This window comes from Nonlabens xylanidelens, from assembly GCF_002934445.1.
In the GTDB taxonomy this organism is placed as follows: Bacteria; Bacteroidota; Bacteroidia; order Flavobacteriales; family Flavobacteriaceae; genus Nonlabens; species Nonlabens xylanidelens.
Genome location: NZ_PTJE01000006.1, coordinates 161,025 through 187,459 on the forward strand (window position 1 = coordinate 161,025; position 26,435 = coordinate 187,459).

General features: G+C 34.7%; 24 protein-coding genes and 1 pseudogene. 19 read left to right on the plus strand and 6 right to left on the minus strand.

Going from position 1 to position 26,435, the window contains the following annotated elements:
- Positions 1 to 17 precede the first annotated feature (17 nt).
- Positions 18 to 1,796, minus strand: a complete 1,779-nt coding sequence (locus tag LY01_RS12285; RefSeq protein ID WP_104516153.1) for a glycoside hydrolase family 15 protein — start codon at positions 1,794 to 1,796, stop codon at positions 18 to 20.
- An 86-nt stretch (positions 1,797 to 1,882) separates the two neighbouring features.
- Between LY01_RS12285 and LY01_RS12290 the strand changes: the two genes are divergently transcribed.
- From LY01_RS12290 to LY01_RS12300, 3 genes are all read left to right on the plus strand, one after another.
- The gene (locus tag LY01_RS12290) at positions 1,883 to 4,093 is read left to right on the plus strand and encodes a bifunctional alpha,alpha-trehalose-phosphate synthase (UDP-forming)/trehalose-phosphatase (RefSeq protein WP_104516154.1); all 2,211 of its coding nucleotides are present in this window, start codon (positions 1,883 to 1,885) and stop codon (positions 4,091 to 4,093) included.
- A gap of 247 nt (positions 4,094 to 4,340) precedes the next feature.
- The gene (locus tag LY01_RS12295) at positions 4,341 to 5,204 is read left to right on the plus strand and encodes a hydroxymethylglutaryl-CoA lyase (protein WP_104516155.1); all 864 of its coding nucleotides are present in this window, start codon (positions 4,341 to 4,343) and stop codon (positions 5,202 to 5,204) included.
- Positions 5,205 to 5,336: 132 nt separating this feature from the next.
- Positions 5,337 to 6,857, plus strand: coding sequence for a GH3 family domain-containing protein (locus LY01_RS12300; RefSeq protein WP_104516156.1), 1,521 nt, complete (start codon positions 5,337 to 5,339; stop codon positions 6,855 to 6,857).
- Between the two features lie 42 nt (positions 6,858 to 6,899).
- Here LY01_RS12300 and LY01_RS12305 read toward each other — a convergent pair whose 3' ends face one another.
- Complete coding sequence (locus LY01_RS12305) at positions 6,900 to 7,490, minus strand: hypothetical protein (protein ID WP_042248313.1); 591 nt, start codon at positions 7,488 to 7,490, stop codon at positions 6,900 to 6,902.
- 150 nt (positions 7,491 to 7,640) lie between these two features.
- Here LY01_RS12305 and paaE point away from each other — a divergent pair, with 150 nt between their 5' ends.
- From paaE to LY01_RS15280, 8 genes and pseudogenes are all read left to right on the plus strand, one after another.
- On the plus strand, positions 7,641 to 8,717 hold the full coding sequence (gene paaE / locus LY01_RS12310) for a 1,2-phenylacetyl-CoA epoxidase subunit PaaE (RefSeq protein ID WP_042248316.1): 1,077 nt from the start codon (positions 7,641 to 7,643) through the stop codon (positions 8,715 to 8,717).
- 164 nt (positions 8,718 to 8,881) lie between these two features.
- Positions 8,882 to 9,844, plus strand: coding sequence for a 1,2-phenylacetyl-CoA epoxidase subunit PaaA (gene paaA, locus LY01_RS12315; RefSeq protein WP_245890722.1), 963 nt, complete (start codon positions 8,882 to 8,884; stop codon positions 9,842 to 9,844).
- 82 nt (positions 9,845 to 9,926) lie between these two features.
- The gene (gene paaB, locus LY01_RS12320; protein WP_036581638.1) at positions 9,927 to 10,211 is read left to right on the plus strand and encodes a 1,2-phenylacetyl-CoA epoxidase subunit PaaB; all 285 of its coding nucleotides are present in this window, start codon (positions 9,927 to 9,929) and stop codon (positions 10,209 to 10,211) included.
- Between the two features lie 41 nt (positions 10,212 to 10,252).
- Positions 10,253 to 10,606, plus strand: a complete 354-nt coding sequence (locus LY01_RS12325) for a four helix bundle protein (RefSeq protein WP_104516158.1) — start codon at positions 10,253 to 10,255, stop codon at positions 10,604 to 10,606.
- Between the two features lie 53 nt (positions 10,607 to 10,659).
- Positions 10,660 to 11,460 (plus strand): 1,2-phenylacetyl-CoA epoxidase subunit PaaC, encoded by an 801-nt coding sequence (gene paaC, locus LY01_RS12330; RefSeq protein WP_104516159.1) that lies wholly within the window; start codon positions 10,660 to 10,662, stop codon positions 11,458 to 11,460.
- A gap of 24 nt (positions 11,461 to 11,484) precedes the next feature.
- Positions 11,485 to 11,982, plus strand: a complete 498-nt coding sequence (paaD, locus tag LY01_RS12335) for a 1,2-phenylacetyl-CoA epoxidase subunit PaaD (protein WP_104516160.1) — start codon at positions 11,485 to 11,487, stop codon at positions 11,980 to 11,982.
- 236 nt (positions 11,983 to 12,218) lie between these two features.
- Positions 12,219 to 13,598 (plus strand): SLC5/6 family protein, encoded by a 1,380-nt coding sequence (locus LY01_RS12340; protein WP_104516161.1) that lies wholly within the window; start codon positions 12,219 to 12,221, stop codon positions 13,596 to 13,598.
- A 165-nt stretch (positions 13,599 to 13,763) separates the two neighbouring features.
- Positions 13,764 to 13,919 (plus strand): annotated as a pseudogene (locus tag LY01_RS15280) (PaaD-like zinc ribbon domain-containing protein); the annotation flags it as partial.
- A 6-nt stretch (positions 13,920 to 13,925) separates the two neighbouring features.
- Here the strand turns inward: LY01_RS15280 and LY01_RS12350 are convergent.
- The 3 genes from LY01_RS12350 to LY01_RS12360 form a co-directional block, all read right to left on the minus strand.
- Positions 13,926 to 14,507 (minus strand): hypothetical protein, encoded by a 582-nt coding sequence (locus LY01_RS12350; protein ID WP_104516162.1) that lies wholly within the window; start codon positions 14,505 to 14,507, stop codon positions 13,926 to 13,928.
- Between the two features lie 121 nt (positions 14,508 to 14,628).
- Complete coding sequence (locus LY01_RS12355; RefSeq protein WP_170034629.1) at positions 14,629 to 15,072, minus strand: T9SS type A sorting domain-containing protein; 444 nt, start codon at positions 15,070 to 15,072, stop codon at positions 14,629 to 14,631.
- Between the two features lie 327 nt (positions 15,073 to 15,399).
- The gene (locus tag LY01_RS12360) at positions 15,400 to 15,612 is read right to left on the minus strand and encodes a hypothetical protein (RefSeq protein WP_104516164.1); all 213 of its coding nucleotides are present in this window, start codon (positions 15,610 to 15,612) and stop codon (positions 15,400 to 15,402) included.
- A gap of 199 nt (positions 15,613 to 15,811) precedes the next feature.
- Between LY01_RS12360 and LY01_RS12365 the strand changes: the two genes are divergently transcribed.
- The 5 genes from LY01_RS12365 to LY01_RS12385 all read left to right on the plus strand — a co-directional run bounded on the left by LY01_RS12365 (position 15,812) and on the right by LY01_RS12385 (position 19,221).
- Complete coding sequence (locus LY01_RS12365; protein ID WP_104516165.1) at positions 15,812 to 16,594, plus strand: enoyl-CoA hydratase-related protein; 783 nt, start codon at positions 15,812 to 15,814, stop codon at positions 16,592 to 16,594.
- A gap of 80 nt (positions 16,595 to 16,674) precedes the next feature.
- Positions 16,675 to 17,034 (plus strand): four helix bundle protein, encoded by a 360-nt coding sequence (locus LY01_RS12370; protein ID WP_104516166.1) that lies wholly within the window; start codon positions 16,675 to 16,677, stop codon positions 17,032 to 17,034.
- 54 nt (positions 17,035 to 17,088) lie between these two features.
- Positions 17,089 to 18,282, plus strand: a complete 1,194-nt coding sequence (locus LY01_RS12375) for a 3-hydroxyacyl-CoA dehydrogenase NAD-binding domain-containing protein (RefSeq protein ID WP_104516167.1) — start codon at positions 17,089 to 17,091, stop codon at positions 18,280 to 18,282.
- On the plus strand, positions 18,282 to 18,809 hold the full coding sequence (locus LY01_RS12380; RefSeq protein WP_104516168.1) for a DUF1697 domain-containing protein: 528 nt from the start codon (positions 18,282 to 18,284) through the stop codon (positions 18,807 to 18,809). The genes LY01_RS12375 and LY01_RS12380 overlap by 1 nt, the downstream gene beginning before the upstream one ends.
- A 4-nt stretch (positions 18,810 to 18,813) precedes the next feature.
- Positions 18,814 to 19,221 carry a PaaI family thioesterase gene (locus LY01_RS12385; protein WP_104516169.1) on the plus strand — a complete coding sequence of 136 codons (408 nt, stop codon included), beginning with the start codon at positions 18,814 to 18,816 and terminating at the stop codon, positions 19,219 to 19,221.
- Here the strand turns inward: LY01_RS12385 and LY01_RS12390 are convergent, their stop codons facing one another.
- Complete coding sequence (locus LY01_RS12390) at positions 19,222 to 21,615, minus strand: T9SS type A sorting domain-containing protein (protein ID WP_104516170.1); 2,394 nt, start codon at positions 21,613 to 21,615, stop codon at positions 19,222 to 19,224.
- Between the two features lie 618 nt (positions 21,616 to 22,233).
- On the opposite strand from LY01_RS12390, the gene LY01_RS12395 reads away from it, so the two are divergent.
- The 3 genes from LY01_RS12395 to LY01_RS12405 form a co-directional block, all read left to right on the plus strand.
- Positions 22,234 to 23,445: an acetyl-CoA C-acyltransferase gene (locus tag LY01_RS12395; protein ID WP_104516171.1), complete on the plus strand. Its 1,212-nt coding sequence runs from the start codon at positions 22,234 to 22,236 to the stop codon at positions 23,443 to 23,445.
- Positions 23,446 to 23,602: 157 nt separating this feature from the next.
- The gene (locus LY01_RS12400) at positions 23,603 to 25,927 is read left to right on the plus strand and encodes a hypothetical protein (protein WP_146080431.1); all 2,325 of its coding nucleotides are present in this window, start codon (positions 23,603 to 23,605) and stop codon (positions 25,925 to 25,927) included.
- 120 nt (positions 25,928 to 26,047) lie between these two features.
- The coding region (locus LY01_RS12405) for a transposase (protein WP_211289297.1) at positions 26,048 to 26,435 on the plus strand (388 nt) is incomplete at its 3' end.

Genomic DNA, 26,435 nt, shown 5'->3' on the forward strand with positions numbered 1-26,435 from the left:
ATATTTAGATTTCTTGACTAATTATTCTCCATGGTTTTTGAAAAATTGATAGCAGTTTCTATAAGAGCAAGATGTGAATAAGCCTGCGGGAAATTACCTAGTAGTCTTTTAGTTTCAAAATCAATATCCTCACTAAATAATCCTAAATGATTACTATAAGATAACAACTGATCAAAATACATGCGAGCTTTCTTAGTCTCCCCTATTTTATTAAGACTGTCGATAAACCAAAATGAGCAAATTGTAAAGCTGGAAGAAGGCTCTCCAAAGTCGTCTTGATTCTTATATCTATACATTAATCCATCGCGGCACAATTCTTTTTCTGTTGCTTGGACAGTACTTATAAAACGAGAATCTGTGGCTTTAATAAATCCATACTGTTCCATTAGTAATGTAGATGCATCTAAATCTTTTGAGCCATAAGATTGAGTATAAGCTTGTACTTCTTCACTCCAAGAATTCTGGTAAATGTCTTCATAGATTTCTGATCGTAGTGTTTTCCAGTCTTCTAAAGGTTCTTTACGACCTAATATCACACCTACTTTAATAGCCCTATCCATGGCTACCCAACAAAGTAATTTTGAAAAGGTAAAATGTCTATCTTCAGTACGCAATTCCCATATACCTTTATCTGGTTCTTGCCAGTGTTGTTCTACTATTTTAGTAATTCCTTTAATAATGGTCCATAGTTCTTCACGGTTTTCTAAAGTGGTTTCAAACTCTACAAACTGGCGATAAATAACCTCCATTAAAATCCCATAAATATCATTTTGCTTCTGTATATAAGCAGCGTTACCTATACGCACAGGCTGCGAATTCTTATAACCATCAAGGTGATCTAAGAAACTTTCGGTCAGGTCACGCTCACCATTAATTCCATACATGATTTGAATTTTTTCATCCTTATCTGGTATGGTATTTATAACAAATTGTAAAAATTTACGTGCACTTAATGGGTGACCTAGATCTGCAATTACTTTAATTACCATTGATGCATCACGTATCCAACAAAAACGATAATCCCAGTTTCTTACCTCACCTATAGTTTCTGGCAAACTTGTTGTAGCCGCAGCAAGAACAGCACCAGACTTTTCATATGAAAGCACTTTGAGTGTAAGAGCACTGCGTATAATTTCATTTTGATATATAGGATAACTAGTCGTTTTTTCACTCCAGTCCATCCAGTAGGTTTTAGTACGTTGGAATTTGAGATAGCATCTATCTAGGCTTTGTTGACTCAATTTTTCATGATAACTTACAAGTAAATAAGCGTTACTAGTCAGTGTTATAGTTTGCTGGTTGACAATGTCTTCATAGTTAAGATCACTATATAAAAACAAAGAATCATATTTACCGTCTTTAGTCTGGCTGTGGACATATTCTTCTTCAATTGTGGTAAATACTTTACTAGAAGCATATTCTAGACGTGGATCATATTGAATGGAGAATTGTGGCTTTCCTTTTAAAAGCCTTATAAATCTTATGATATCAGGTGGCGTGTAATAACTACCGTCTTCTTGCTGGTAGCGCGGCATAAAATCAATTACTTGAAAGGCATCGATACCATTATCATAAGTAGTGCTTAGAATATTTGTTTTCCACAGATATTCTTGAGATATACTATAATCATCACGTAATATAAAACTAAGAGAACCACCCTTTTTATCATCTAATAATTTTGCAAATACAGACGCAGAATCAAATATGGGAAGACAGCACCAGTCAATGGATCCTTTTTCAGAAATAAGGGCTGCGCTTTGGCAGTTACCTATAATTCCATAATTTAAATTATTCATAATAATCGTAAATTTTTATTTAGGACAAACAGATTTTTCCGAAATTTAAGAATTAATGAATAATTCAAACCAAAGATTTTATTTTTATGTTAAAAACCTTAATAGTTTCTAATAGATTACCCTTACAATTAAACATTAAGAATGGTAAGGTTTCCTCTTCTCCTAGTGTAGGTGGGCTAGCTACAGGACTTAAATCTGTACATAAAGAGAGTAATGGTTTATGGATAGGGTGGAATGGTCTTATACAGGAAGATGTTGATTCCCAGCTAGTAAATACTGTGGAGAAGGTAGTAAAAGAACAACAATGTGCCTCTGTAACATTATCTAAAGATGACTTCGACGGTTTTTACTATGGATTTAGCAATCATACCATATGGCCCATGTTTCATTATTTTATGGAATACGCAAAATTTAGTAATGATTATTGGGAATCTTACAAAAGGGTAAATGAAAAATTTGCGCAAGTAGTGTTAGAAAATCTTGAAGAAGGTGATACCGTTTGGATACATGATTATCAGCTTATGTTATTGCCTCAACTTATAAAAGAAAAACGTCCTGATGTATCTGTTGGTTTCTTTTTACATATTCCATTTCCTTCGTTTGAAGTTTTTAGAACAATTCCATGGCGTGAGCAGATTTTAAATGGTCTTCTAGGAGCCGATCTTATAGGGTTTCATACATATGATTATGAGCGACATTTTTTAAGCTCGGTAAGTAGGATTTTAGGCTATGCGACTAGTTTTAATAGTATCACTCTGGCAGATCGTGTGGTGACGGTAGATTCTTTTCCTATGGGTATCGATTATGAAAAGTTCTCGTCTTTCGCGAAAGCGAATCAACAACAAACAGACACAACACAGAGTGAGCTACAACGTAGATTATACCATCATCAAGAAGAAACTCCAGAGGCTAAAATGATTCTTTCTATCGATCGACTGGATTATACAAAAGGTATAGCAAACCGTATCAAGGCTTATGAACGTTTTCTAGAGAAATATCCTGAATACATCGAAAAAGTGAGACTAGTTATGCTAGCGGTTCCTAGTCGTTCCAACGTAAAGCAATATAAACGATTGAAAAAAGAAATAGATGAGCTAGTAGGGCGAATTAATGGAAAATTTGCCACAGTAAGCTGGACACCTATCTGGTACTTTTATCGATCCATGCCTTTTACAAATTTAATAGACCTATATACTTCTTGTGAGGTAGCACTTATAACACCTATACGAGACGGAATGAACTTAGTTGCTAAAGAATATGTTGCCTGTCGCACTGATCAGACAGGTGTATTAATTCTAAGTGAAATGGCAGGTGCCGCAAAGGAAATGAATGAGGCATTACTCATCAATCCTAATGATATGGAATTGATTGCAGACACTATTAAGGAAGCTATAGAGATGCCTGTAAGTGAGCAGAAAAAACGTAATAAATATATGCAAAGCCGTCTTAAACGCTATAATGTAGAAAAGTGGGCAGAAGATTTTATGAACAAGCTTAAATCAATTAAAAGGACCGAAGAGTTAGTAAAGACTAAATTATTAAATTTTAATCGCAAGGAAAAATTATTACAACGATATAAAGAATCTAAGAATAGAATCTTCTTTTTAGATTATGATGGGACTTTGAGAGGATTTGTGAATAATCCTAATGAAGCATCCCCTGATGAGAAAATTTTAAATTTAGTACGTAGTTTAAATAATTTGCCACGTACTGAAGTTGTGATCATAAGTGGTCGCGATGCAGATACTTTAGGAGAGTGGTTTAAAGATATTCCGGTAGTTCTTATTGCAGAACATGGGGTTCTTAAGAAAAATGTGGTCGATAACAAATGGTTTCTAACTGAGGCCATGAATACAGATTGGTTTCCTACTATTGAACCTATTCTTCAAAAATATGTGGATCGTACTCCAGGAACATTCATTGAGAAAAAGAAATATTCATTAGCATGGCACTACCGCAAAGCAGATCCCGATTTAGGTGAACAACGAGCAACAGAACTCTCTAATGTTATTAAAGAATTAAGCATTAACCGTGGCTTAAGTGTTCTTTATGGTAACAAAGTCATTGAAGTGAAAAGTATGAATGTTCATAAAGGTAAAGCAGCAACTAATCATATATTAAGTTCAGAAAAGGATTTTGTATTTGCAATAGGAGATGACTGGACGGATGAATTTATGTTCCAGGACCTACCAGAAGATGCTGTTACTGTTAAAGTAGGACGTGTTAATACTGCAGCACGATATTATATAGAAAGACAGGAAGATGTTGCCGATTTGTTGAGTTTGTTTATATCTTAAAAAGGGTTGTTGTAATCAATTAAGTGCCGTTGTGATATTTATGTGATGATTATTATTCATATTTGAATACTGATTTAGAAATCGTAATAAGTTAGACTTGAATTTTATTAAAATATTTTAAAAGTAATTTTCCCCTTAAATTTTACTTTAATCTTAAAGCCTCTTTTTATAAGAGGCTTTTTGACTTTTAAATAAGAAGTAGAAATCATTTCCGCAAACCTTTGCGTAACCTTATATTTGCAGCTCAATGGAAAAGGTAAAAATCATAGAATGTCCGCGTGACGCAATGCAAGGAATCAAAGAAATGATTCCTACAGATTTGAAGGTGCAATACCTTCAATCCTTATTGCGATGTGGATTTGATACCATAGATTTTGGTAGTTTTGTTTCTCCTAAAGCAATACCGCAACTAGTGGATACGGCTGAGGTTCTTTCAAAACTTGACCTTTCTAAAACAGAATCTAAACTGCTTGCTATTATTGCAAATCTACGTGGTGCAAAAGCGGCATGTGAGCATCCAGAGATTCAATATTTGGGTTATCCATTCTCTATTTCAGAGAATTTCCAGATGCGTAATACCCATAAAACTATTGCACAAAGTGTGGAGTTGTTGCAAGAAGTAATTGATCTCGCTCAAAAGCATAATAAAGAATTAGTAGTTTATATCTCGATGGGATTTGGTAATCCTTATGGAGATCCATGGAATGTGGAGATAGTAGGAGAGTGGACAGAGAAATTATACAAGATGGGCGTTAAGATTTTATCGCTATCTGATACCATAGGTAGTTCAGATCCCGAGACGATTACTTATTTGTTCTCTAACTTGATTCCTAAATATCCTGAAATAGAATTTGGTGCACACTTACATACCACACCTACCACGTGGCATGAAAAAGTAGACGCTGCTTATAAAGCTGGTTGCCGTCGTTTTGATGGTGCGATTCAAGGTTTTGGCGGTTGCCCTATGGCAAAGGATGAACTTACAGGTAATATGCCTACAGAGAAAATGGTAAGTTATTTTAATGCCGTAAAAGCAGATTCAAACGTAAACGCGATGTCCTTTGAAAGCAGTTACAATGAAGCGACAAAAATCTTTACTAAGTATCATTAGGCTATATTTAAACAGTGACATTTCTAGAGTCATTGGGATCGCAATTTAATTTTATTCATATTTAAAATCTTATCAGAATCTTAACCTAGCACAGGTGTTTAAAGGTCTATTTTTGGAATAAACCACTATTTCATGGCACTTTTAGGTCCTATTATTAAGACAGCATTAAATCTTCACGAGACGATTACCGCGACGTCAGACCATGTGGTTGCGCAACGCAAAGTATTGGAGCATTTATTAAAAACGGCAAAGAGAACTTCTTTCGGCTTGTATTATGACTTTAATAGTGTTTTAGAAGGAGATGATATGGAGCACGCTTTCGCGAAAGCGGTACCGTTTTACGACTATCACAAAATGGACGAGCAATGGTGGTCTCGCATGAAAGAAGGAAAGCCCGATATCGCATGGCCAGGCGTACCAAATTTTCTTGCTAGATCTAGTGGTACCACAGGTAAAAAATCTAAAACAATTCCAGTCACAGATGAGATGATTGCGGCGATAAAAGCTGCAGGAACCAGACAGGTAAGCGCATTGACTAATTTCAATTTGCCCACAGATGTATTTGAGAGTGAAGCCCTAGCACTAGGTAGTTCTACAGATTTGAGTGAAGAAAATGGTTTTACGATAGGAGAAATTAGTGGAATATCTGCCAGTAATATTCCAGAGTTTTTAGACTCTTTTTACAGACCAGGAAAAGAAATATCTTCCATAGACGATTGGGATAAGCGCGTTCAAAGAATAGCAGAAGAAGCTAAAAATTGGGATATAGGTATGTTAAGCGGTATTCCATCATGGTTAGAAATGATGCTTAGAAAAGTAATGGATTATCACAAGGTAGATTCTATTCATGAAATATGGCCTAATCTGTCGGTTTATACTTCTGGTGGTGTAGCATTTGAACCTTATCGCTCGAGTTTTGAGAAGTTGTTTTCAAAGCCTGTACAGATAGTAGATACCTATCTAGCTAGTGAAGGTTTTATAGCCTGTCAACAACGTCCAGAATCTAGTTCTATGCAGTTGATTACCGATGGTGGTATTTATTTTGAATTTGTGCCTTTTCAACCAGAATACGTAGAACAAGATGGTAGCATTTCTGATGATGCGCCAGTTCTAACAATGGCTGAGGTAGAACCAGAGGTTGATTATGCTTTAATCATATCGACAGTATCTGGCGCATGGCGTTACTTGATAGGTGATACAATAAAATTTACAGACGTAGAAAGAGCCGAAATTAAAATAACTGGTAGAACTAAGTTTTTCTTAAATGTAGTAGGTAGTCAGTTATCAGTTCTTAAAATGGAAACCGCGATTACAGAATTGCAAGAAAAATTTAATACCAGCATTAAAGAGTTTACCGTTTCTGCAAAGAAAATTGATGATGAATTTCAGCATGTATGGTATCTAGGTACAGAAACAGAAACTTCAGAAAATGAACTTGCTGAGGCTCTTGATCAATCGCTACAAGAAGCTAATAAAAACTATAAAGTAGCCAGAACCAAGGCGCTAAAAGGTGTGCAAGTTCATAAAATACAACCAGAAACGTTTGCACAATGGAACGATCACAATAAGAAAAAAGGTGGTCAGGTAAAAATGGAAAAAGTCATGGACGAAGTGAAGTTTAAAGCCTGGGAAGAGTTTGTAAGTAGTCTTTGAGTATGTTAGCTTATATGAGGAAAAAACTCACCAACTCACCAACTAATTAGGCGCTAGTTCATCTTGACTAGGCTTTTCTCCAGTTTCCCCATAGCGATTAATCAATTCTAAAATCTCTTCAGGAGATAGGTAGAATTTACGCATGTGCTTTTTATATTTCTCAGACAGACTCGTGTGATTTAAAATAAATTCTTTAGTCTTTAAAATATATTCACCCATACCGTGGCGCACGGCATAGTCGTCTGCGGCACGTTCTACTTCTTGAATGTGTGCATGTGAGTATAAGTATTTTAATCCAAAGAAAATCATATCTACAGTAGATCGAGAACGATAATCCATGACATGGCCTAGTTCATGACCCAACCATCCTGTAAGGACATCGCTTGGTATTTCATTTATAGTAAAGATTTCATTTTCTACTTTAAATTCTTTGCTTATTAAAATGATATAACCGCGATTTTCTTTACTTCTAAAAATACTTTTATAAGTAGGTTGTGCTTGCATGAAATTCTTGCGCACCATATCATTGAACTTAAATTCTATTTCAGTATCCTTTAAGGCAGGATAAAAAGACATCGCTTTTTCGGCTTCTTTTAAAATGGAATCTGGAGCTGTAATATTAGGGTATTGCATATATAGCAATATACGAGAGGTAATGATTTGATGTCGTGAAAATAGCGTTAAAGGTTAATTAACGATACCATAAAATGCATCCTTAAAAAAGGCGCTTGTTTTCCAAACTAACAAGTGTTAGTTTTGTGTAAACTTAACGACCTAATATCTGTGAGCAACTTTCATAACATAACATTATCTCAAGTCTATAAAGAGACAGACGATACTACGGTAATCGCCTTTGACGTTCCACAAGAACTTAAAGAAGAATTTAACTATCGTCCAGGTCAGTTTTTGACCTTACGCGCTATGATAAATGGTGAAGATGTGCGACGCAGTTATTCTTTGTGTAGCAGTCCGCTGGATAATGAGTGGAAAGTTGCGGTTAAAGAAATCTTTGAAGGTAAATTTTCAACTTATGTAAATCGTGAGTTAAAGACTGGTGATGTGTTACAGGTATCAGCACCTAGTGGTGATTTTGGAATCGAAGTATCAGAAGAGAATGATGCCAAAAACTATATCGCATTTGCCGCAGGTAGTGGAATTACACCTATGTTGAGTATCATTAAGACACATCTTGCTAGCGAGCCTAATGCAAAATTCAAGTTATTCTACCTCAATAGAACCGTAAAATCGATTATATTTAAAGAAGAGATAGAAGCACTTAAAAACAAGTATTTAAGTCGTTTTGAAGTCTTTTATTTCTTAAGTCGTGAGCACAGAGATATTCCATTGTTTAATGGACGTTTTGACCAAGAAAAATTACAAACGCTTACTAAAACTTTAATAAATGCACCGCATACAGACCATGCTTTTATCTGTGGTCCAGAAGAGATGATTTTCTTAATAAGAGATGAATTAGTCGCTGCAGGAATGAAGAAAGAAAATGTTCATTTTGAACTCTTTGTAAGCGGATTAAGCGATGCAGATAAAGCTCGTGCCGCTGCTGCACTAGAGAAAAAGGTCGATGGTGTAGATGTGACCATTATAGATGGTAGTAAAGAATTTCATTTTGTACTAGGTGATGATTATGATAACGTCCTAGATGGTGCCATAGGAGCTGGAGCAGATTTGCCATATGCCTGTAAAGGTGGTGTGTGCAGTACATGTAAATGTAAAGTGGTAGAAGGAAGTGTGGCCATGAAAGTGAACTATGCGCTGACTGACGAAGAAGTTGAGAAAGGATTTGTGCTTAGTTGTGTAAGTGTTCCAACGAGTAAGAAACTTGTTGTAGACTACGATGTCTAGAGTATAAAAAAAGTATGTTGTTATATCGCTTTCGCGAAAGCGGAACCGCAACAAGTATATAGAAAGAAAAGTAAGTTCGCATCGCATGCGAACATCACAAATGCATGCGATGCGTCCACAACGAAGTATCATAGACGCAGTCGATGCGTCAAAAACATAATACCATGAGTGAAGCAGAAATCAAAAATTTAGAAGTGCAATTTGATGCTAAAATTGCGAGAGACGAAAAGATTGAGCCTAAGGACTGGATGCCTGAGAAGTATCGCAAGACGCACATCAGACAAATATCCCAGCATGCTCATTCTGAAATAGTAGGGATGTTACCAGAAGGGAACTGGATTACTCGTGCGCCGTCATTGCGACGCAAAGTAGCGCTACTGGCAAAGGTGCAGGATGAGGCTGGACATGGACTCTATTTATACAGCGCTTGTGAAACTTTAGGTATCACTCGTGAGCAACTTTATGAAGATTTACATTCTGGTAAAGCAAAATATTCTTCGATTTTCAACTACCCTACTATGACTTGGGCAGACATGGGAGCGATAGGCTGGCTAGTGGATGGTGCTGCGATTATCAATCAGGTACCGTTGTGTAGTACTTCTTTCGGTCCATATGCACGTGCGATGGTGCGTGTTTGTAAAGAAGAAAGTTTTCACCAGCGCCAAGGATATGAAATTATGTTATCCCTATGTAACGGTAGTGAAGAGCAAAAAGAAATGGCACAAGATGCATTGAATCGCTGGTGGTGGCCGTCATTAATGATGTTAGGTCCTACAGATGCGGCAAGTACGCATACAGAGCAATCCATGAAATGGAAGTTGAAGCGTAAGACCAACGATGAGTTACGTCAGCAATTTATAGATCAAACAGTACCACAAGCAGAACTTTTAGGACTTACTATTCCGGATCCAGATTTAAAATGGAATGATGAAAAGGGAAGTTATGATTTTGGCGAAATTGATTGGGACGAATTCTGGCAAGTAGTAAAAGGCCACGGACCGATGAATAAAAAACGTCTAGATGATAGACGTAACGCTTGGAACAATGGCGCTTGGGTACGTGAAGCAGCTACTGCTTATGCAGCAAAACAGAAACTTAAAAAAGAAGAGACTGCGCAAGCGGTATAGCTCGCTCGCTAGCAAGGGCGCATCGTATGCGTCCATTTTGAGTGTAGCGCATGCAATGCGCACGAACTAAAAATGAAAATATATGAGTCAAGAAATTCCACTTTGGGAAGTTTTTATAAGATCTAAAAACGGATTAGAACACAGGCACTGCGGTAGCTTACATGCCGAAGATGCTGAAATGGCAATGAATAACGCTCGCGACGTTTATACACGCAGGAATGAAGGTGTGAGCATATGGGTAGTAGAATCTAAAAATATAACAGCCAGTAGTCCAGAAGCAAGTGGCGAGTTATTTGAGCCGGCAACAGATAAAGTTTACAGACATCCTACTTTTTATGAGTTACCTGAAGAATTAAAACACATGTAATTCTTTAAGCATAAACTTAAGTTTAAGATCAAGTTTAAAATATGGATGGAAAGAAATATGATTTAGAGGATAGATTAATCAAGTTTGCTGTAGATATGGTGAAAGTTTCACGTAAAGCGGACTGGACCGATTATGCTTCTCGTTATTATCAGCAACAAATTATTCGTTCTTCAGGATCTGTAGCATTAAACTTTGGTGAATTCTTAGGCGCAAGTAGTCAAAAAGACAAATTAAATAAGCTCAACATTGCTCATAAAGAGATAAAAGAATGTCGAAACAATCTTTTAATACAGATAGGAGCCGAATTAAATGATGAAACAGAGCTAGAGAAATTATCACAAGAGTCATTAGAATTAATTAAAATTTTACGAGCAATAATCAAATCTAAGTCATAGAGTTAAATGAGGCTGAGTTAGGCTTTATCTTAAACTTCAACTTAAACTTTTATATGAAACCAATAAAAGAATTAAACCCACAATTCCTTGAATCAACAGAAAATAAGAAACACCTGATCGACTATCTTTTAGGTGTGGCAGATAACTATTTGATTCTTGGTCAGCGTCTAGGAGAGCTTTGTGGTCACGGTCCTAATCTAGAGCCAGATATCGCATTGACTAATATCTCACTAGATATGTTAGGGCAGGTGCGTAGTTTTTACCAGTATATAGCGCAATTAAGAGGTGATAAGTCTACTGAAGATGATATCGCATTTTTAAGAAAAGAACGTGAGTATAAGAATGTATTACTGGTAGAGCAGCCTAATACAGATTTTGGATACGTGATCGTACGTCAGTTTTTCTTTGATGTATATAACAGAATGTTCTTAGGCGCATTACAGCAAAGTGCAGACGAGACTTTAAGAGCTCTTGCTTTTAAAGGTATCAAAGAAGCGAGCTATCATGAGCGTTTTTCTGGTGACTGGTTAAAACGTCTAGGCGATGGAACTGAAGAAAGTAAAACACGTGTACAACAAGCGGTAAATGATCTTTGGATTTATACTGATGAGTTGTTTCACACTACCAATGCAGATGATGCTATGATTGCTGCAGGTGTAGCCCCAGATATGTTGCAGTTAAAAGAATACTACTATGAAAAAGTAGGCGAGTTACTTTCTACAGCAACACTAGAAATTCCAGAAGTAGAATACTTTCAAAAAGGTGGAAAAGAAGGATTACATAGTGAACATATGGGCTATATTCTTACTGAAATGCAGTATATGCAGCGTGCTTATCCTGATAGTAAGTGGTAATTTAATCGATTTTCGATATTCAATATGATCCAAAACTATAACATATCTCAAGAATTATTAGATGTTTTAGAATCTGTGAAAGATCCTGAAATACCTGTATTAAACGTGGTAGACCTTGGGGTAATCCGAGAAGTTATAGTTGAAGGAAAAGAGATTACTATAAAATTGACACCTACCTATAGTGGCTGTCCAGCGATGGATGTTATAGGCGATGATCTAGAACGAGCATTTGCAGTTCGCGGTTACATAACACATATACAATTAATTATGAGTCCGCCGTGGACTACAGACTGGATTACCGAGCGTGGTCGTAAAGCGCTAGAAGAATACGGTATCGCCGCTCCACTAGAAGAAACCGCCGATAAAGATGTACTTCTCAATGAGAAGAAATTAGTGAAATGTACCAATTGCGGCTCAAAAAACACAAAGTTAGTCAGTCAGTTTGGTTCTACCGCTTGCAAGGCTATGTTTCAGTGTGAGGATTGTTTAGAGCCGTTTGATTATTTTAAGTGTTTGAAGTAGTACTCACTATTTGAATAAAGGGTTAGATATCCACATCTCTTTTAAGATTTTTATTTTAAGTCTGGTAATAACCAGCAAACTTCACAATGAATTAAATCAATATAATACTGTCTGTAGAAAAATATTAATCTAAATGTTAATAAATAGAGCTTTAACATGTAAAAGAGGAGGTTTAAATTTGTCAGCTTAATTTGAATAACATTTTTCAATATATACATTCAACCTAATAAAAATAGATGGAAGATAATACACTGTTGTACCAATGGGGTTTGGTTATTATATCTAGTTTAATTTTAATATTTATATCTCCTTTAGCAAAGTCATTTACTGATTTTTATAAAGGAAGTAGAAAAGAACAAAAGCCTAATTTTTATCTATTAACAAGTAGTTTAGTAATTAGTTGGTTATTTGCTAAGTCTATTACAAATTCAGCTAATTTAGGTCTGGATTTTGGGATAGTAGGAGGTGTTGCTTATGCATGTTATTACATGTCATTTATCACAGCCGGTATTGTTATTTACCAATTACGTAAAAAAGGAGGTTTTTTATCCATTCATCATTTTTTGAAATCTAAATTTGGTCGTGGAGCAATTATTCTATTTTCCGTTTTAATATGTTTTAGATTATTCAATGAAATATGGTCTAACACTATAGTTATAGGTAGTTATTTTGGAGAACCTGGTTCAATGGGTTATTTATGGTCCATAATTATATTTACTTTAATGACTCTGTGGTACAGTTTGAAAGGAGGGATGAGTAGTTCTATCATGACTGATGTTATTCAATTTATCTTTTTTGCAGTTCTGTTGGTAGTTATACTTAGTGTGATTTTACCTAAAACAGATGGAGGTGTTGAAGCTATTTTAACTTCTGGAGAATGGGGTTGGTCTACTGGTGTCAACTTGATTTTTGTAGGATTGGTTCAATGTATTAGTTACCCTTTTCATGATCCTGTTATGACAGATAGAGGTTTTATTTCTGATATTAAAACAACGCTTAAGTCATTTCTTTGGGCAGGAGTTATAGGAGCTATTTCTATTATTCTATTTTCATTTGTAGGTATATATGGAGCACAAGAAGGAGTTTCTGGACAAGCTCCTGTAGAAGTTTCAAAATTATTAGGAGTTTCCATGACTCTACTAGTGAATTTTATTATGATCACTTCAGCAGCAAGTACATTAGATAGTAGTTTTTCAAGTTTTTCTAAGTTAACTATTCTAGATCTTAAAGTAGTTAAAAAGCCAACTATTAAAAGTGGTCGCTTAATGATGGTTTTATTAACTATTTGTGGGACTATACCTGTGTTTTTAAATCCTACTGTTTTAAGTGCAACTACTGTCAGTGGTACAATGGTTATAGGATTAGCCCCTATATTTATGCTTTGGAAAATGAAAGCTCCCAAAATCTCTTTCTATGCCTCAATTATTATGGGGATAACTTGGGGATTTGTCCTAGTATTTGGGTGGTTCCCTGAAGAGTTATATTTCACGAGTGGAAAACATGCAGAATTGTTAACCGTAAATGTTCTGGGTACTTTATCTTGTTTCATTGTATTTGTAACACCAGCTTTGTTGACTAAAAATAAGGCATTCATGCCTCAACTTGAAGGAATATAAAATGGATTTTATATGACATTATCATTATTTAGGTGATTAAATCTACATAAGGTAAACTCATCTTTGATTGTTTTCTATTAGTTAGATTGCTTTAGCGAAAGCAGAACTTCTACTAAATTTACAGATAAGTCTATAATCTGTAAATATCAATCTGAGCTTGTCTAAGACGTGCTTCTCAATGAGAAGAAATTAGTGAAATGTACCAATTGCGGCTCAAAAAACACAAAGTTGGTAAGCCAGTTTGGATCTACGGCTTGTAAGGCTATGTTCCAGTGTGAGGATTGCTTAGAGCCATTTGATTATTTTAAGTGTTTGAAATAGGTAGCTCTATGGAATTAAATAGTATGCTGTGTTTCCTCTAAGCATGGCGATAATACCAACATCTTTTGCATAGAAAATTTCATTCTCTAGTGAATTCCCAACAACTTTTATCACGTCAGTATATTGAACATTATTGAATGATATCGAATCTATAGAAATAGGAAAAAACGACGCCTGAAAATTTAATGGACAGCCGAATGCAATTGTTTGTATTCTAACATTATCTGTAGGTCCAAGTATATTTGTGATGGAGCAACCTGTAGAACTTTGAAAATTTACAAATCTCTCTTCCACAGTATTTGGTCTACTGCCACCAGAGCATTCTGGAAGTCCTACCATCGGTGATGGACTACTATCTTCATCGGTTCCTAAATTATCTTCTATTTGATTAACAGTAAGTATTAAGGTGTCATTTGATATGGGGTTTACAAGTTTCACTATATCATTAATTTGATAAGGAAGAAATGATTTCCCTCGTTCTGTTAACAATAAAGTCTCGCCTCCTTCTCCATCATCATCACAGCTACATGAAGTAATTGTACTAGAAAGTAAACATGCAAGTATTCCTAAAAGAAAACCTTTTTTCATAACGATCCTAAACTACAAAATTTGAAACAATTAATTTATGAGAACTGATATTTTAATGATTTGATAACACCTGCATAATTATATGGGTTCTCACTTTCGCGAAAGCGGAAACCTAAAACAATTATTTTTTCAACAATTTGATGCTAGCAATTTTGTCTTGGGTAATTACTCTCAAAATGTAAAACCCATTTTTTAGAACATCAAATTCTATGCGACCATCAGTCACTTCTCCTTTCCAAATTTCTTTACCATCTAAGAAATAAAGTTTTACCGCTCCAGTTTCATAATTATTTAAAAAAAGTGTGTTGCCTGTCATAGGTATCGGATAAGCAGAAATTTCTTTTACATCTTCAATGCTCGCTGGTTGATCAGTATATCCATGTGCAAATTCAAATTGCGCAGCAAGAGGAAAAGCGAGTTGAAAAGGTGATAATCCGTCTATTAAAAAATAATTAGTAAACGAAGATGGAAATGAGCTTTGATCTACTGTACCCAAAAAATCTCCTGCTGTATTCACCATACTGTCGGGAATATCGGCATTCCACCATCCAGTTTCGTTGGTCATAACTGAAAACATATTCCCATTTTGATCACTTACGTTTATTGTAGTGTTTGAAATAGTGGTATCTGTTCCTTGAGTGTAGGCTCCATTACTGTCATCATCTATATAAACAGCTTCTATTCTTTCTGGTGTAAAGATTTGATAATCAGAAGAGCCGTCATCTACTCGATTACCTTGAAAGTTTATTCCATCAGATAACTCGGTTATTGCAGTACCATTTATGTTTCCATTTGCTTGAGTAGAACCTAAAAAAGGAATACTGCCATTATATCGGTCTCCAGATATAGCGATTTTGCCAGTTGCTATTACGGTTGCACCAGGAGCAAGTGTTTAAGGGTTTAAGGTCAAGACAGGATTTACTGCGTCAGTATGATTAATGGAAAGGTTATTAATTGTATTACTAGAAATATTTGTTATTGTATAAGTAACGTCTGCATAGTCACCAACTCTACCAAAATTGACATCCATATCAAAATCTAATTCTGGTTGTGCCGTTGAGAATAGAGTACAGAGAACTGCAATAAGTTGGAAAATTGTTTTCATGGTTGTTAGTTTGTATAAAATTGAGGACTTTTAATTATTTATGAATAATTAAAAGTTTCTAATTTTCAAATTACTTGTATAAGTATCACATTCTCGCTTTCGCGAAAGCAGAACTTCTACTAAATTTACGGATAAATTTATAATCCGTAAATATCAATCTGAGCTTGTCTAAGATGGTGTTTTTAATATATTCAATTTCATGTCAGATTCTATCCTAATACAAGTCGATAACGGCGTTGCAACTATAACTTTAAATAGACCACAAGTATTCAATTCTTTCAATCGCGAGATGGCATTTGCCATGCAGGATGCGCTTGACAAATGTGCTTCAAATGATGAGGTGAGAGCGGTGATGATAGTGGGCGAAGGTAAAGCATTTTGTGCAGGACAAGACATTCAAGAAATTACAGATCCTGAGTTAAATCCAGGTTTCAAAGCCATTCTAGACGATCATTATAATCCGATAGTTCTTAAAATTAGAAACCTTGAAAAACCGGTAGTTGCCGCTGTAAATGGTGTTGCCGCTGGTGCAGGAGCAAATATTGCCTTATGTTGCGATGTAGTAATCGCCACAGAAAGTGCTGCTTTTATACAAGCATTTTCTAAAATCGGTTTAATACCAGATAGTGCGGGAACCTTCTTTTTACCTAGATTGATCGGTTTTGGTAAAGCAAGTGCTGCCATGATGCTTGCCGATAAAATCACAGCACCAGAAGCTGACCAGATGGGAATGATCTATAAAGCTGTTCCTGATGCTGATTTTCTAGCTACCGCTCAAAAAACAGCGCAAAAATTAGCTGCATTACCTACGGTAGCGTTAGCTAATACTAAAAAAGCACTGAATCAATCCTATTACAATACAGTAGAAGAGCAATTAACTCTTGAGTCTAAACTACAAATAGAAAGTGCTTCTACAGAAGATTATGCCGAAGGTGTTGCAAGTTTTATGGAGAAACGTAAACCTGTTTTTAACGGGAAATAGATAGATTAACGATTGGAGATTGCTGAATAACGATCAACGATTGATTGTTGTAAATTTAAAGTGAATTAGACATAATTAAAATGAGTCCAAACCAACTTGAAGATCGATTGATAAAATTTGCTATAGCTGTAATAACCGCTTGTAAGCATCTCGATCAAAGCTTTGCGTCTCAACACTTATCAAAACAATTAATTCGATCAGCAACTTCTGTAGCTTTAAACTATGGAGAAGCAAGATCAGCCGAATCTAATCGTGACTTTTTACATAAAATGAAAATTGCTTTAAAGGAGTTAAGAGAAACTTTTGTCAATCTTAAAATCCAAAAAGGCGCAAATACCATTACTAAAATTGAATTACTGGACAGTTTACTAGATGAAAATAATCAACTGATCTCAATTTTTGTAGCAAGTATCAAAACCAGTACAAATAAAAAAAAGTAATAACGATCTAATCGTTAATCAAAAATCGTTAATCTTAATTCGTTAATCAAAGAAATGCAAGTTCAAAAATCTCAAATCAATAAAGTAGGAGTCATAGGAGCAGGAACAATGGGTAGTGGTATCGCTCAAGTAGCTGCCACGGCTGGTTGTAAAGTGAAATTGTTTGATGTTAATCAGGCCCAACTGGATAAAGCGCAAGCGGCTCTTGAAAAGATAATGAACCGACTTATTGAGAAAGGTAGAATAGATGCTGCTGAGAAAAATCGCATACAATCCAATATCTCTTATGTAAGTACGGTAAAGGATCTAGCCGACTCAGATCTTACCATCGAGGCGATTATTGAAAACCTTGATATAAAGAAAAAGGTGTTTCAAGAATTAGAATCTCACGTGTCTGATAGATGTGTAATAGCTTCTAACACTTCTAGTTTGAGTATCGCTAGTATTGCAGCATCACTCGATAAACCAGAGCGCTGTATAGGAATCCACTTTTTTAATCCGGCGCCGTTGATGAAACTCGTTGAGGTGATTCCTGCTGTGCAAACGGCTCAAAATGTGACAGATACTTGTGTGGCTACTATCGAGAATTGGAAAAAAGTAGTTGCCGTAGCAAAAGATACTCCTGGCTTTATAGTCAATCGTGTGGCGCGACCTTTTTATAGTGAATCGTTGCGTATTTATGAAGAAAGAATGGCGAGTTTTGCCACTATAGATTATGCCTTGAAAGGACTTGGTTTCAAAATGGGACCTTTTGAATTGATGGATTACATAGGTCACGATGTGAATTATGTGGTGACAGAAACTGTTTTTGCAGCCTTCTATTTTGACCCAAGATACAAGCCTGCGTTGACTCAAAAACGATTGGTTGAGGCTGGCTGGTTAGGCCGTAAGTCTGGAAGAGGTTTTTATGATTATGTGAATATGGATAGTGAGCACGCTTTCGCGAAAGCGGACCCAATAAAATCTCCTGAACTCATAAAAAAAATTCAAGAACGAGTACTTGTAATGCTCATTAACGAAGCTGCAGATGCCTTGTTTTTAAACATAGCAACCGCGCAAGGAATAGACAGCGCGATGACCAAAGGAGTGAATTATCCAAAAGGATTACTCGCCTGGGCAAACGAAAAAGGAATAGAATGGTGTGTAAGCGGACTGGACGCGATGTATGATTTATACCGAGAAGATCGCTATAGATGTTCGCCTATATTGCGCAAGATGAAGGCTGCTAGAACTAAATTCTCACTATAATGAGATATGTAGCACTATTGCGCGGCATTAACGTAGGTGGTAAAAATAAGCTGCCTATGGCGTTACTGCGTGATGCTTTAGGAAAGACCTCTTTTTATGGTGTGACTACTTATATACAGTCTGGAAATATCGTTTTTAATAGTGATTTAAAATCGGCGCAATGTGCTGATATTATTAGAGATCTATTGAAGGCAGAATTTGATTTAGCTATTCCTGTTATCGTAAAGAAACAAGAAGTGATTTCTGATATTTTAAAAGCAAACCCTTTTAAAACGAGAACTATAGAGAATTCAAAGTTCATGAGTTTTGGCTTTTTAAATGAAAGTCCTGCTCAAGAGAAAGTAAAGGTTACTGAAGAGTTTTCAAATGATATGGAAACTTTTAAAATAGTAGATAATGTTATTTATTTCTATTGTGGAGTAGGTTTTGGCAAGACTAAAATGACTAACGCTTGGTTTGAAAAGAAGCTTGGTGTGACATCAACAATGAGAAATTATAACACGACTCTTAAATTGACAGAACTTTAAAAAGATGATAGACGGAAAAAAGATTCCAGCAAAAATGCTTTCACTTGATCCTTATTCTACTTGGTTAGGAATTGAAATCCTGTCGGTTGAAATAGGTTGTGTAAAGTTAGGAATGACCATAAGACCAGAAATGCTCAATAGTATGGGAAAAGCACATGGTGGGATTACATACTCGCTGGCAGATACTGCTTTTGGTTTTTCATCAAACACGCACGGTAAATTTGCCGTATCTATAGAAACGAGTATCAATCATATAGAAGCACTTGAAGAAGGCGATTATATCACTGCGGAATGTACCTTAGATAAAACCAAAACCAAAGTAGGTTTTAATATCGTTGAGGTTAAAAAAGGCGATGAGTTGGTGGCTCTTTTTAAAGGTGTGGTTTATAGGACTACTAAAGACTGGGAATAATTACTCCTTAGCCAGCTTTACGGTTTGTTTTCCGTTTTTATCCTCAACCTCTACAAAATATAAACCTGTTTTCAGGTTAGAAAGATTTATTGACTTTTCTAAAATTTCATTTACTAGAGTAATCCTTTTTACTATTCTACCTAAGTGATCAAAAATTTTAATTGCTTTAATATTAGACTGAGATGTGATGTTAACTGTATCATTTGCAGGATTAGGGTATAATTTTACAGTATTTAAATTTACATCATCAATACTTGCTGTTTGCGCTACAGTAACCATGTAGTCATTCGTGATAATAGGGAAGTTGAAATCGAAATAAATTTCAGCTTGATTACTAAAAGTATCACCTAATTGAAGGTTAGGTAATGTTTTGATTTTATAAATTAAATAACCATCATTAGTCGCATCGTTAAAATCAAGAAAAATATTGTTAAAAGAAAAAAGGGCTTTGTTATTTTCAATAGAGGTAATCATTGGGTGACTACTATATAAAGGAGTCAAGGTACTGATATCAAATTTTAATGGATTTATAGTGTTTTTTACAATAATATTTACCGCACTTGCGCTTCCTACATTTTCAAATCGTATTAAGTACTTAACATATTCTCCCACCATGGAAGGATTTAAATTTTTACCACTTAGACAGGCAATATCATTTGGATCATGACTGTTTACCACATCCTGCTCATATTCGACAGTATTATCCAAAATAGTTTCATCAAATACTCCAACTCCTTCAGTAATATTTGCTGCAAAATATAATACATCACCATCATTCAAAGCTGGAGTGTCCATAGGAGAATTTAAATTCATATTAAGTTCTATCTCTCTAGTCTCAAACGGTAATAGATTACTGAAGCTAAAAGAAAGTCTACCTGGTGATTGAGTTAATGGTGTAGTTGTACTGTTGTTAAACTGAACTAAATCCCGATCATAATTTATGGATATTGTTCCAGAAGCTGCAACACTCCCTTTGTTGTTGTAATAGATTCTATAGTTTGAATCAAATCCTGGTCTAGCTGTAGTAGTCCCTATAATAGTTACCTCCACATCATGTTTTATAATATTTGTATTTGCACAAATATCTTGTATGATTTCTTCTCCATTTGTAGTAAATGACACAGGTATGGTAGCAGGAGTTGCATTAAACCAACTTGGGTTTTCAAAAGTAGGTTGAATATTAAAATTACCCTGTGGGAACGGTATTTCAAAATTACCATCACTTGAGCCTCTAAAACTGTAAGACGTTCCATTGATAGAAACATCATATTTAAGAAAACCTAAAGGAGGATCACTCATATCACATCCATTATTTGCAATATCAAATTTTGCTACTCCTTTTACTTTGTTTGTAAAACCACCTGGTGTTGCATTACAAGAATTATCAACAAGTAAATTATTGTAACCTTGAGTAGACAAAAACTGAGTAACCGATGTAATCTCGTCAGCATCTACACAAACACTAGTTAAATTAGGAATATTTGACGTGGAGAACCAAAAAGAATCGAGTGGTGGACTCACAGCACCATTTTTAATGATAAGCGATGTTAAGCTAGTACTATTATTCATGCTCAGTCTAGTGAGTAAGGCATTATTACTTAAATCTAACTCAGTAAGATTATTTCTTGAAATCGATAATTCCTCTAGTAAAAAGTTATTAGAAACATCTAATTGATTAATTTCTAATTGATTTAAGTTTAGTTTAATCAAATTAGGACAGTTGGATACATCGACACTGGTAAGACTTCCTAAAGGATGATTAGCGTTGTTATTATGAAAAATATCTAATTCTTCTAAATTAGGGTTGTTAGAAATATTTACTGAGTTGAGAGGATTGTCACCTATATCTACTTTTGTCAGTGCTGGGTTATTTGAAAAATCTATTGAAGTCAATTGATTTTTGTCTAAAAATATACGGTCTAAGGCCACACAATCGCTCAAATCAATAGTTTCAAGTCCTGTTTCGCTCAAAGCGGCACTTTCTAAATTTATTAAGTTATCTAGATTCAAAAATCCAGGGGCTTCAAAATTAGCATTACCAGAATAGGTAGTAAGAATTTCAAGTTGGGTATTTTGGCTCAGGTCTAATTTAGTAAGATTTCGGTCTCCAGTAAATAATAAAAACTTAAGGTTTGTAAAAGCTTCTATTCCAGTAAAATCTCTTGCACCACAATCTGCAAAAAGACGCTCTACAGCAAGCGCTTCACTTACTTGGATCTCGCCATCTCCATTAGTGTCTGCTATTGCATCTGGATTATTATCATTATTAGTGTCAACGGTATTCACATTTAAAAGCCTAAATTTAAAATCGTTATCAGGTATGTTTACAATTTGAGCGCTTATGTTGAAACTTAAAAAAACTATAAGAAAACTAGAGAGTAGATATTTGGTCATGGCTGCAGGTTTAGCTATTACAATTATACGATACGGTTTTAACTTTTTATTACGTTCTTAAAATATTTTATTATCATAGTTTTAGAGGAGAGCTGAACAATAATTTAGACTTCTTAAATTTTATATTTTGATCAATTATAACGTATAATTTAGTCCAACTGTAAACTGCAGTGGATGTAAGGAGAATTGGCTCAATTTTAAAGAGTTGGAATTACTCGTGGTTGTTGTGAAAAATTGCTCATTAAAAATATTGTACAATTCTGCTCTTAGGATGAGTTTCTTATGTGGTTTGTAATAAAAACTAGTGTTGAATAATGAATTTACATTGGTGTTGTTGCTGCTAGAAAAGGAACTAATTGCGGTCTCGGTGTTAAAATTCCATCGCGCTTTATCAGATAAATAAAGATCCAACTTAAAAAGCAAATTAATTTTAAACCTTTTAAAATCATGTCGTTGATTTTAGGTGTAAAAATGGTTTAGTTATAGGCTCTAGTCACAAAAATAAATTTATTGTTTATGTCCACAGACACTAGATAGTATGAAAGTTTCTTTATGTACTTTTGGTAAAATTGCTTTGAAGTCATTCCGCTTTCACGAGATGGAACCTAAAACAACAAAATGAAAAACACATATATAATAGACGGTGTACGTACACCAATAGGAAATTACAAAGGAACATTATCTACCGTAAGACCAGATGATCTTGCTGCTCATGTAATAAAAACTATAGTAGAAAGAAGTCCTAACATCCCAACAGATGCTTATGCAGACGTGATAATGGGTTGTGCAAATCAGGCTGGAGAAGATAACCGTAATGTCGCTCGCATGGCAGGATTGCTTGCTGGGTTGCCAGTTACAGTTCCTGGAGAAACGGTGAATAGATTGTGTAGTTCTGGATTAAGTGCTATTGTACACGCGCATAGAGCGATACAAACCGGTGATGGTGATGTTTTTATTTCTGGTGGTGTTGAAAACATGACTCGTGGACCACTAGTTATTGCAAAGCCTAGCAGTGCTTTTGGTACCGACTCAAAGATGTACGATTCTAGTTTTGGATGGCGTTTTGTCAATCACAAAATGGCCGAAATGTATGGAGTGGACGGAATGGGAAACACTGCTGAAAATCTTGTAGAGAAATTTACGATCTCTCGAGAAGATCAAGATGCCTTTGCAGCATGGTCACAGCAAAAAGCAACGGCAGCACAGCAATCAGGAAGACTTGCTAAGGAAATTGTAGCCGTAGAAATACCACAACGTAAAAAAGATCCTATCATCTTTAAAGATGATGAGTTCATTAAGCCAACTACTACAAAAGAAGTTCTTGCAAAACTGCGTCCAGCCTTTAAAAAAGAAGGTGGATCTGTAACTGCAGGGAATTCTAGTGGTTTAAATGATGGAGCGGCTGCAACAATTATTGCTAGTGAAGATGCTGTAAAGAAATACAACTTAAAGCCTATGGCTAGAGTGGTAAGTAGTGCTGTGGTAGGAGTAGAGCCTCGTATTATGGGTATAGGTCCTGTTACAGCTAGTAATAAAGCACTTGAAAAAGCAGGTCTAACTTTAAAAGATATGGATGTTATAGAACTTAATGAAGCATTTGCATCGCAAGCACTAGCCTGCACAAGAGCATGGGGACTTGCCGACGATGATGCACGTGTAAATCCTAACGGTGGATCTATAGCTATAGGTCATCCACTAGGTGTTACAGGTGCACGTCTTGCTTACAGTGCAGCCTTAGAATTGCAATTAACCGGTAAGAAATATGCCTTAATCACGATGTGTGTAGGCGTAGGACAAGGATATGCAATGGTGATTGAGAATGTGAGTTAAGATGATTTTCTAACTGTTTGATTTATAAAAAAAACTCCTAGATTTTAAAAATCTAGGAGTTTTTTTTAACTAATTTTTAAAAGAATTGAATAAATGGTATTAAAGTTGATGAATGTGTAAAACCAAAAAAAAATGTAACCACCAAAAACAAAATATAATGAAATTTAAATTTTTAATAGGTTTGGCAATTCTCTCATTTGCTAGCTTACAAGCACAAATTACCAATGATAGTATTTTAAAAGATTTTGATAATTTCATAAAAATTCCGGAATCAAATGTTTTTTTACATTTAAATAAATCTTTTTTAATGCAAGGAGAAGATTTAGGTTTTAAGGCATACGTATTAGACCATAAAAAACAATTACCTTCTCAAAATGTAAAAAATCTTTATTGCCAAATTGTAAATTCAAGAGGTAAGGTAATAAAAGAAAAAATGATGTTAGTTGATAATGGTAGAGCTAATGGAACTTTTGCCATAGATTCAATTTTATCTCCTGGTAATTATTCTGTTAGAAGTTTTACCAACTGGATGAAGAATTTTGAAAATCCTTATTATTTTGAAGCTCCTATTGTGGTAATTAACCCAGCTACCAATGTTTCAACTAAATCTTCTCAAGATGTTATAAAAGTACATTTATTACCAGAAGGAGGTCATTTAGTAAAGGATGTACTAACAACAGTAGGTTTGAAAATAGATAAAACTGAATCTGTTGAAAATGATATAGCTTATTTTATCGTTAATGGCGAGGTGGCTGATAGAATTCAACTTGATCAAAACGGAATAGGTCGATTTACAATGAACCCAAGTTTAAATACTTCTTATGGAATTAGTTTAAATAAAGCTGATGAAGTCTTATCGACTGAATTTCCTAAAATTGAAGATTATGGAGTGGTAATGGATGTTAATCAAGTGACTGATAAAGTTTATGTAGGATTAAAAACTAATTCTCAGACTCTACATCATTTGGATTTAAATGATTTGTCACTTTTAGTTAATAGTAATGGAGCTGTTAATATTTATGAGGTTTCTATAAAAGGTACTGATGAATTAGTCGCTTTGGATAAGAAAGATCTTTCTCCAGGGGTAAATCAAATCACTCTTTTATCTAAAGATAAACAAGTGATTTCTAAAAGACTGGTATTTAATGACATGGGTTTTTATCTTCATGAAGTCAAGGAGTTTTCCATGATCAAAAATTTAGATTCTATAAATACATTTTTAAAATTTGAAAAAATTAAGAATGCTAATTTAAGTGTTACTGTACATTCTACAAAAAGCGCATCTCTAGATCGCAATCAAAGTATAGCCGCAGCATTTAAGTTAAATCCGTATTTATATGGAGAAGTGAATAATCCACTTTATTATTTAAATCTATCCAACAAGAAGAAACGTTTTGAAATGGATAACCTCATGCTATCTTATGGATGGGAAATGTATGATTGGAATTTTATCTTTAAAAAGCAAAAAGTGTTTAATTATAATTTTGAGTCTGGTATATCAGTACAAGCAAACGTTAATAAATCTAGGACAAATAATTTTTTAATTTATCCAGGTAGAAACTCAGGGACCACATTTGTCAATCTAAAAGAAGGTGCAAGTATGTTTTCTTTTCAAAATTATTTCCCAACTACTAAAGAGAAATTTAAAATCAGTGAAATTGATAAAAAGGATAAGCCAAATAAGACTAATTTATATTTACAATTTAATCCTAATATAATTCCTCATTTTAACTCTTCAAGAGAGGTCAAACATCTTAATATATCTAACGAGATTTCTGATGTGGAATTAAAACCTTTTAGTTCTTCGTCTGAAAAGTTGGACACGATAGTTTTAAAAGCTGATATAGAGGAGAAAAGGCAATCTGGAATTAGAAATAGGTCGAGAGGTAGTGTAAACTTCTTTTCAGATAATGATCGTAAAAATAATGTTGGTATTCTTCAATATTTAAGAAGATATGGCTTGCAGGCAAGTGATATAAATGGTCAATATTCTATTGTTAGTTTAAGACTAGCAAAAGCAAATGGAAATGTTCAGCCTATGTCACTTGTTTTAGATGATGTAGTATATACCGATCTAAATATTTTACAAGGTTTTAATATGTCATCAGTAGATTACATAGAGATTGATCAAAGTGGATTTACTGGAAAGGCAGGTAGTGGGAAATATGGTATTATTACCATTAAAACAGATCCGCTGTTAGATCCATTCAGTAAAAAATTTAAAAATATAAGTAGTTATGAAGTACCACTTACATTTTCTAGTCCGGAAAAGTTTTTTACTCCTAGTTATTACAGCTATACTTACGATTTTTTTGATAAATTAGGTGTTATAGATTGGCAAGGGGATTTAGAAGTAATTGATGGGAAAACTTCTTTCACAATGCCATATTTTGGTAAGGATCAATTAATACTTCACATTCAAGGTTGGACTGAATCTGGTGAGTTAATAGATGATTATAAAATAGTTGAGGTAAATAAGTAACTCTATCAAAATTTATAATTATAAGGCAGTATCTCATTAACTGTGTAAGTTTTAAAAAATAGCTTGGGTCTTGATCCAAGCTATTTTTTTTTTTTTTTAATTTTAAATTCAAACACAGTAATGAAAAAAGAAGATTTACTAAATGACGATTTCCTCAAACAGTTTAAGAGTGGTGAGGAACTTACAGGCTTTTTAAAACAGTTGCAAAAACGTGGTATCGAGAAGATGCTTGAAGGTGAGCTGGACAGCCATTTGGAAAATGTTAAAAATGAGAAGAGTTCTTCCGGTAATACTCGTAATGGATACACCAGTAAAAAAGTGAGAACAAGCTTTGGTGAGTCCGAGATAAGTGTTCCCAGAGATCGGGATTCCTCTTTTAACCCAATGATTGTTCCCAAGCGTAAAAGTATGGTAGATGGTATAGAGAATGTGATTATATCTCTGTATGCCAAAGGAATGAGTAATAGTGACATTGAACAACAAATATGTGAGGTCTATGATTTTGAGG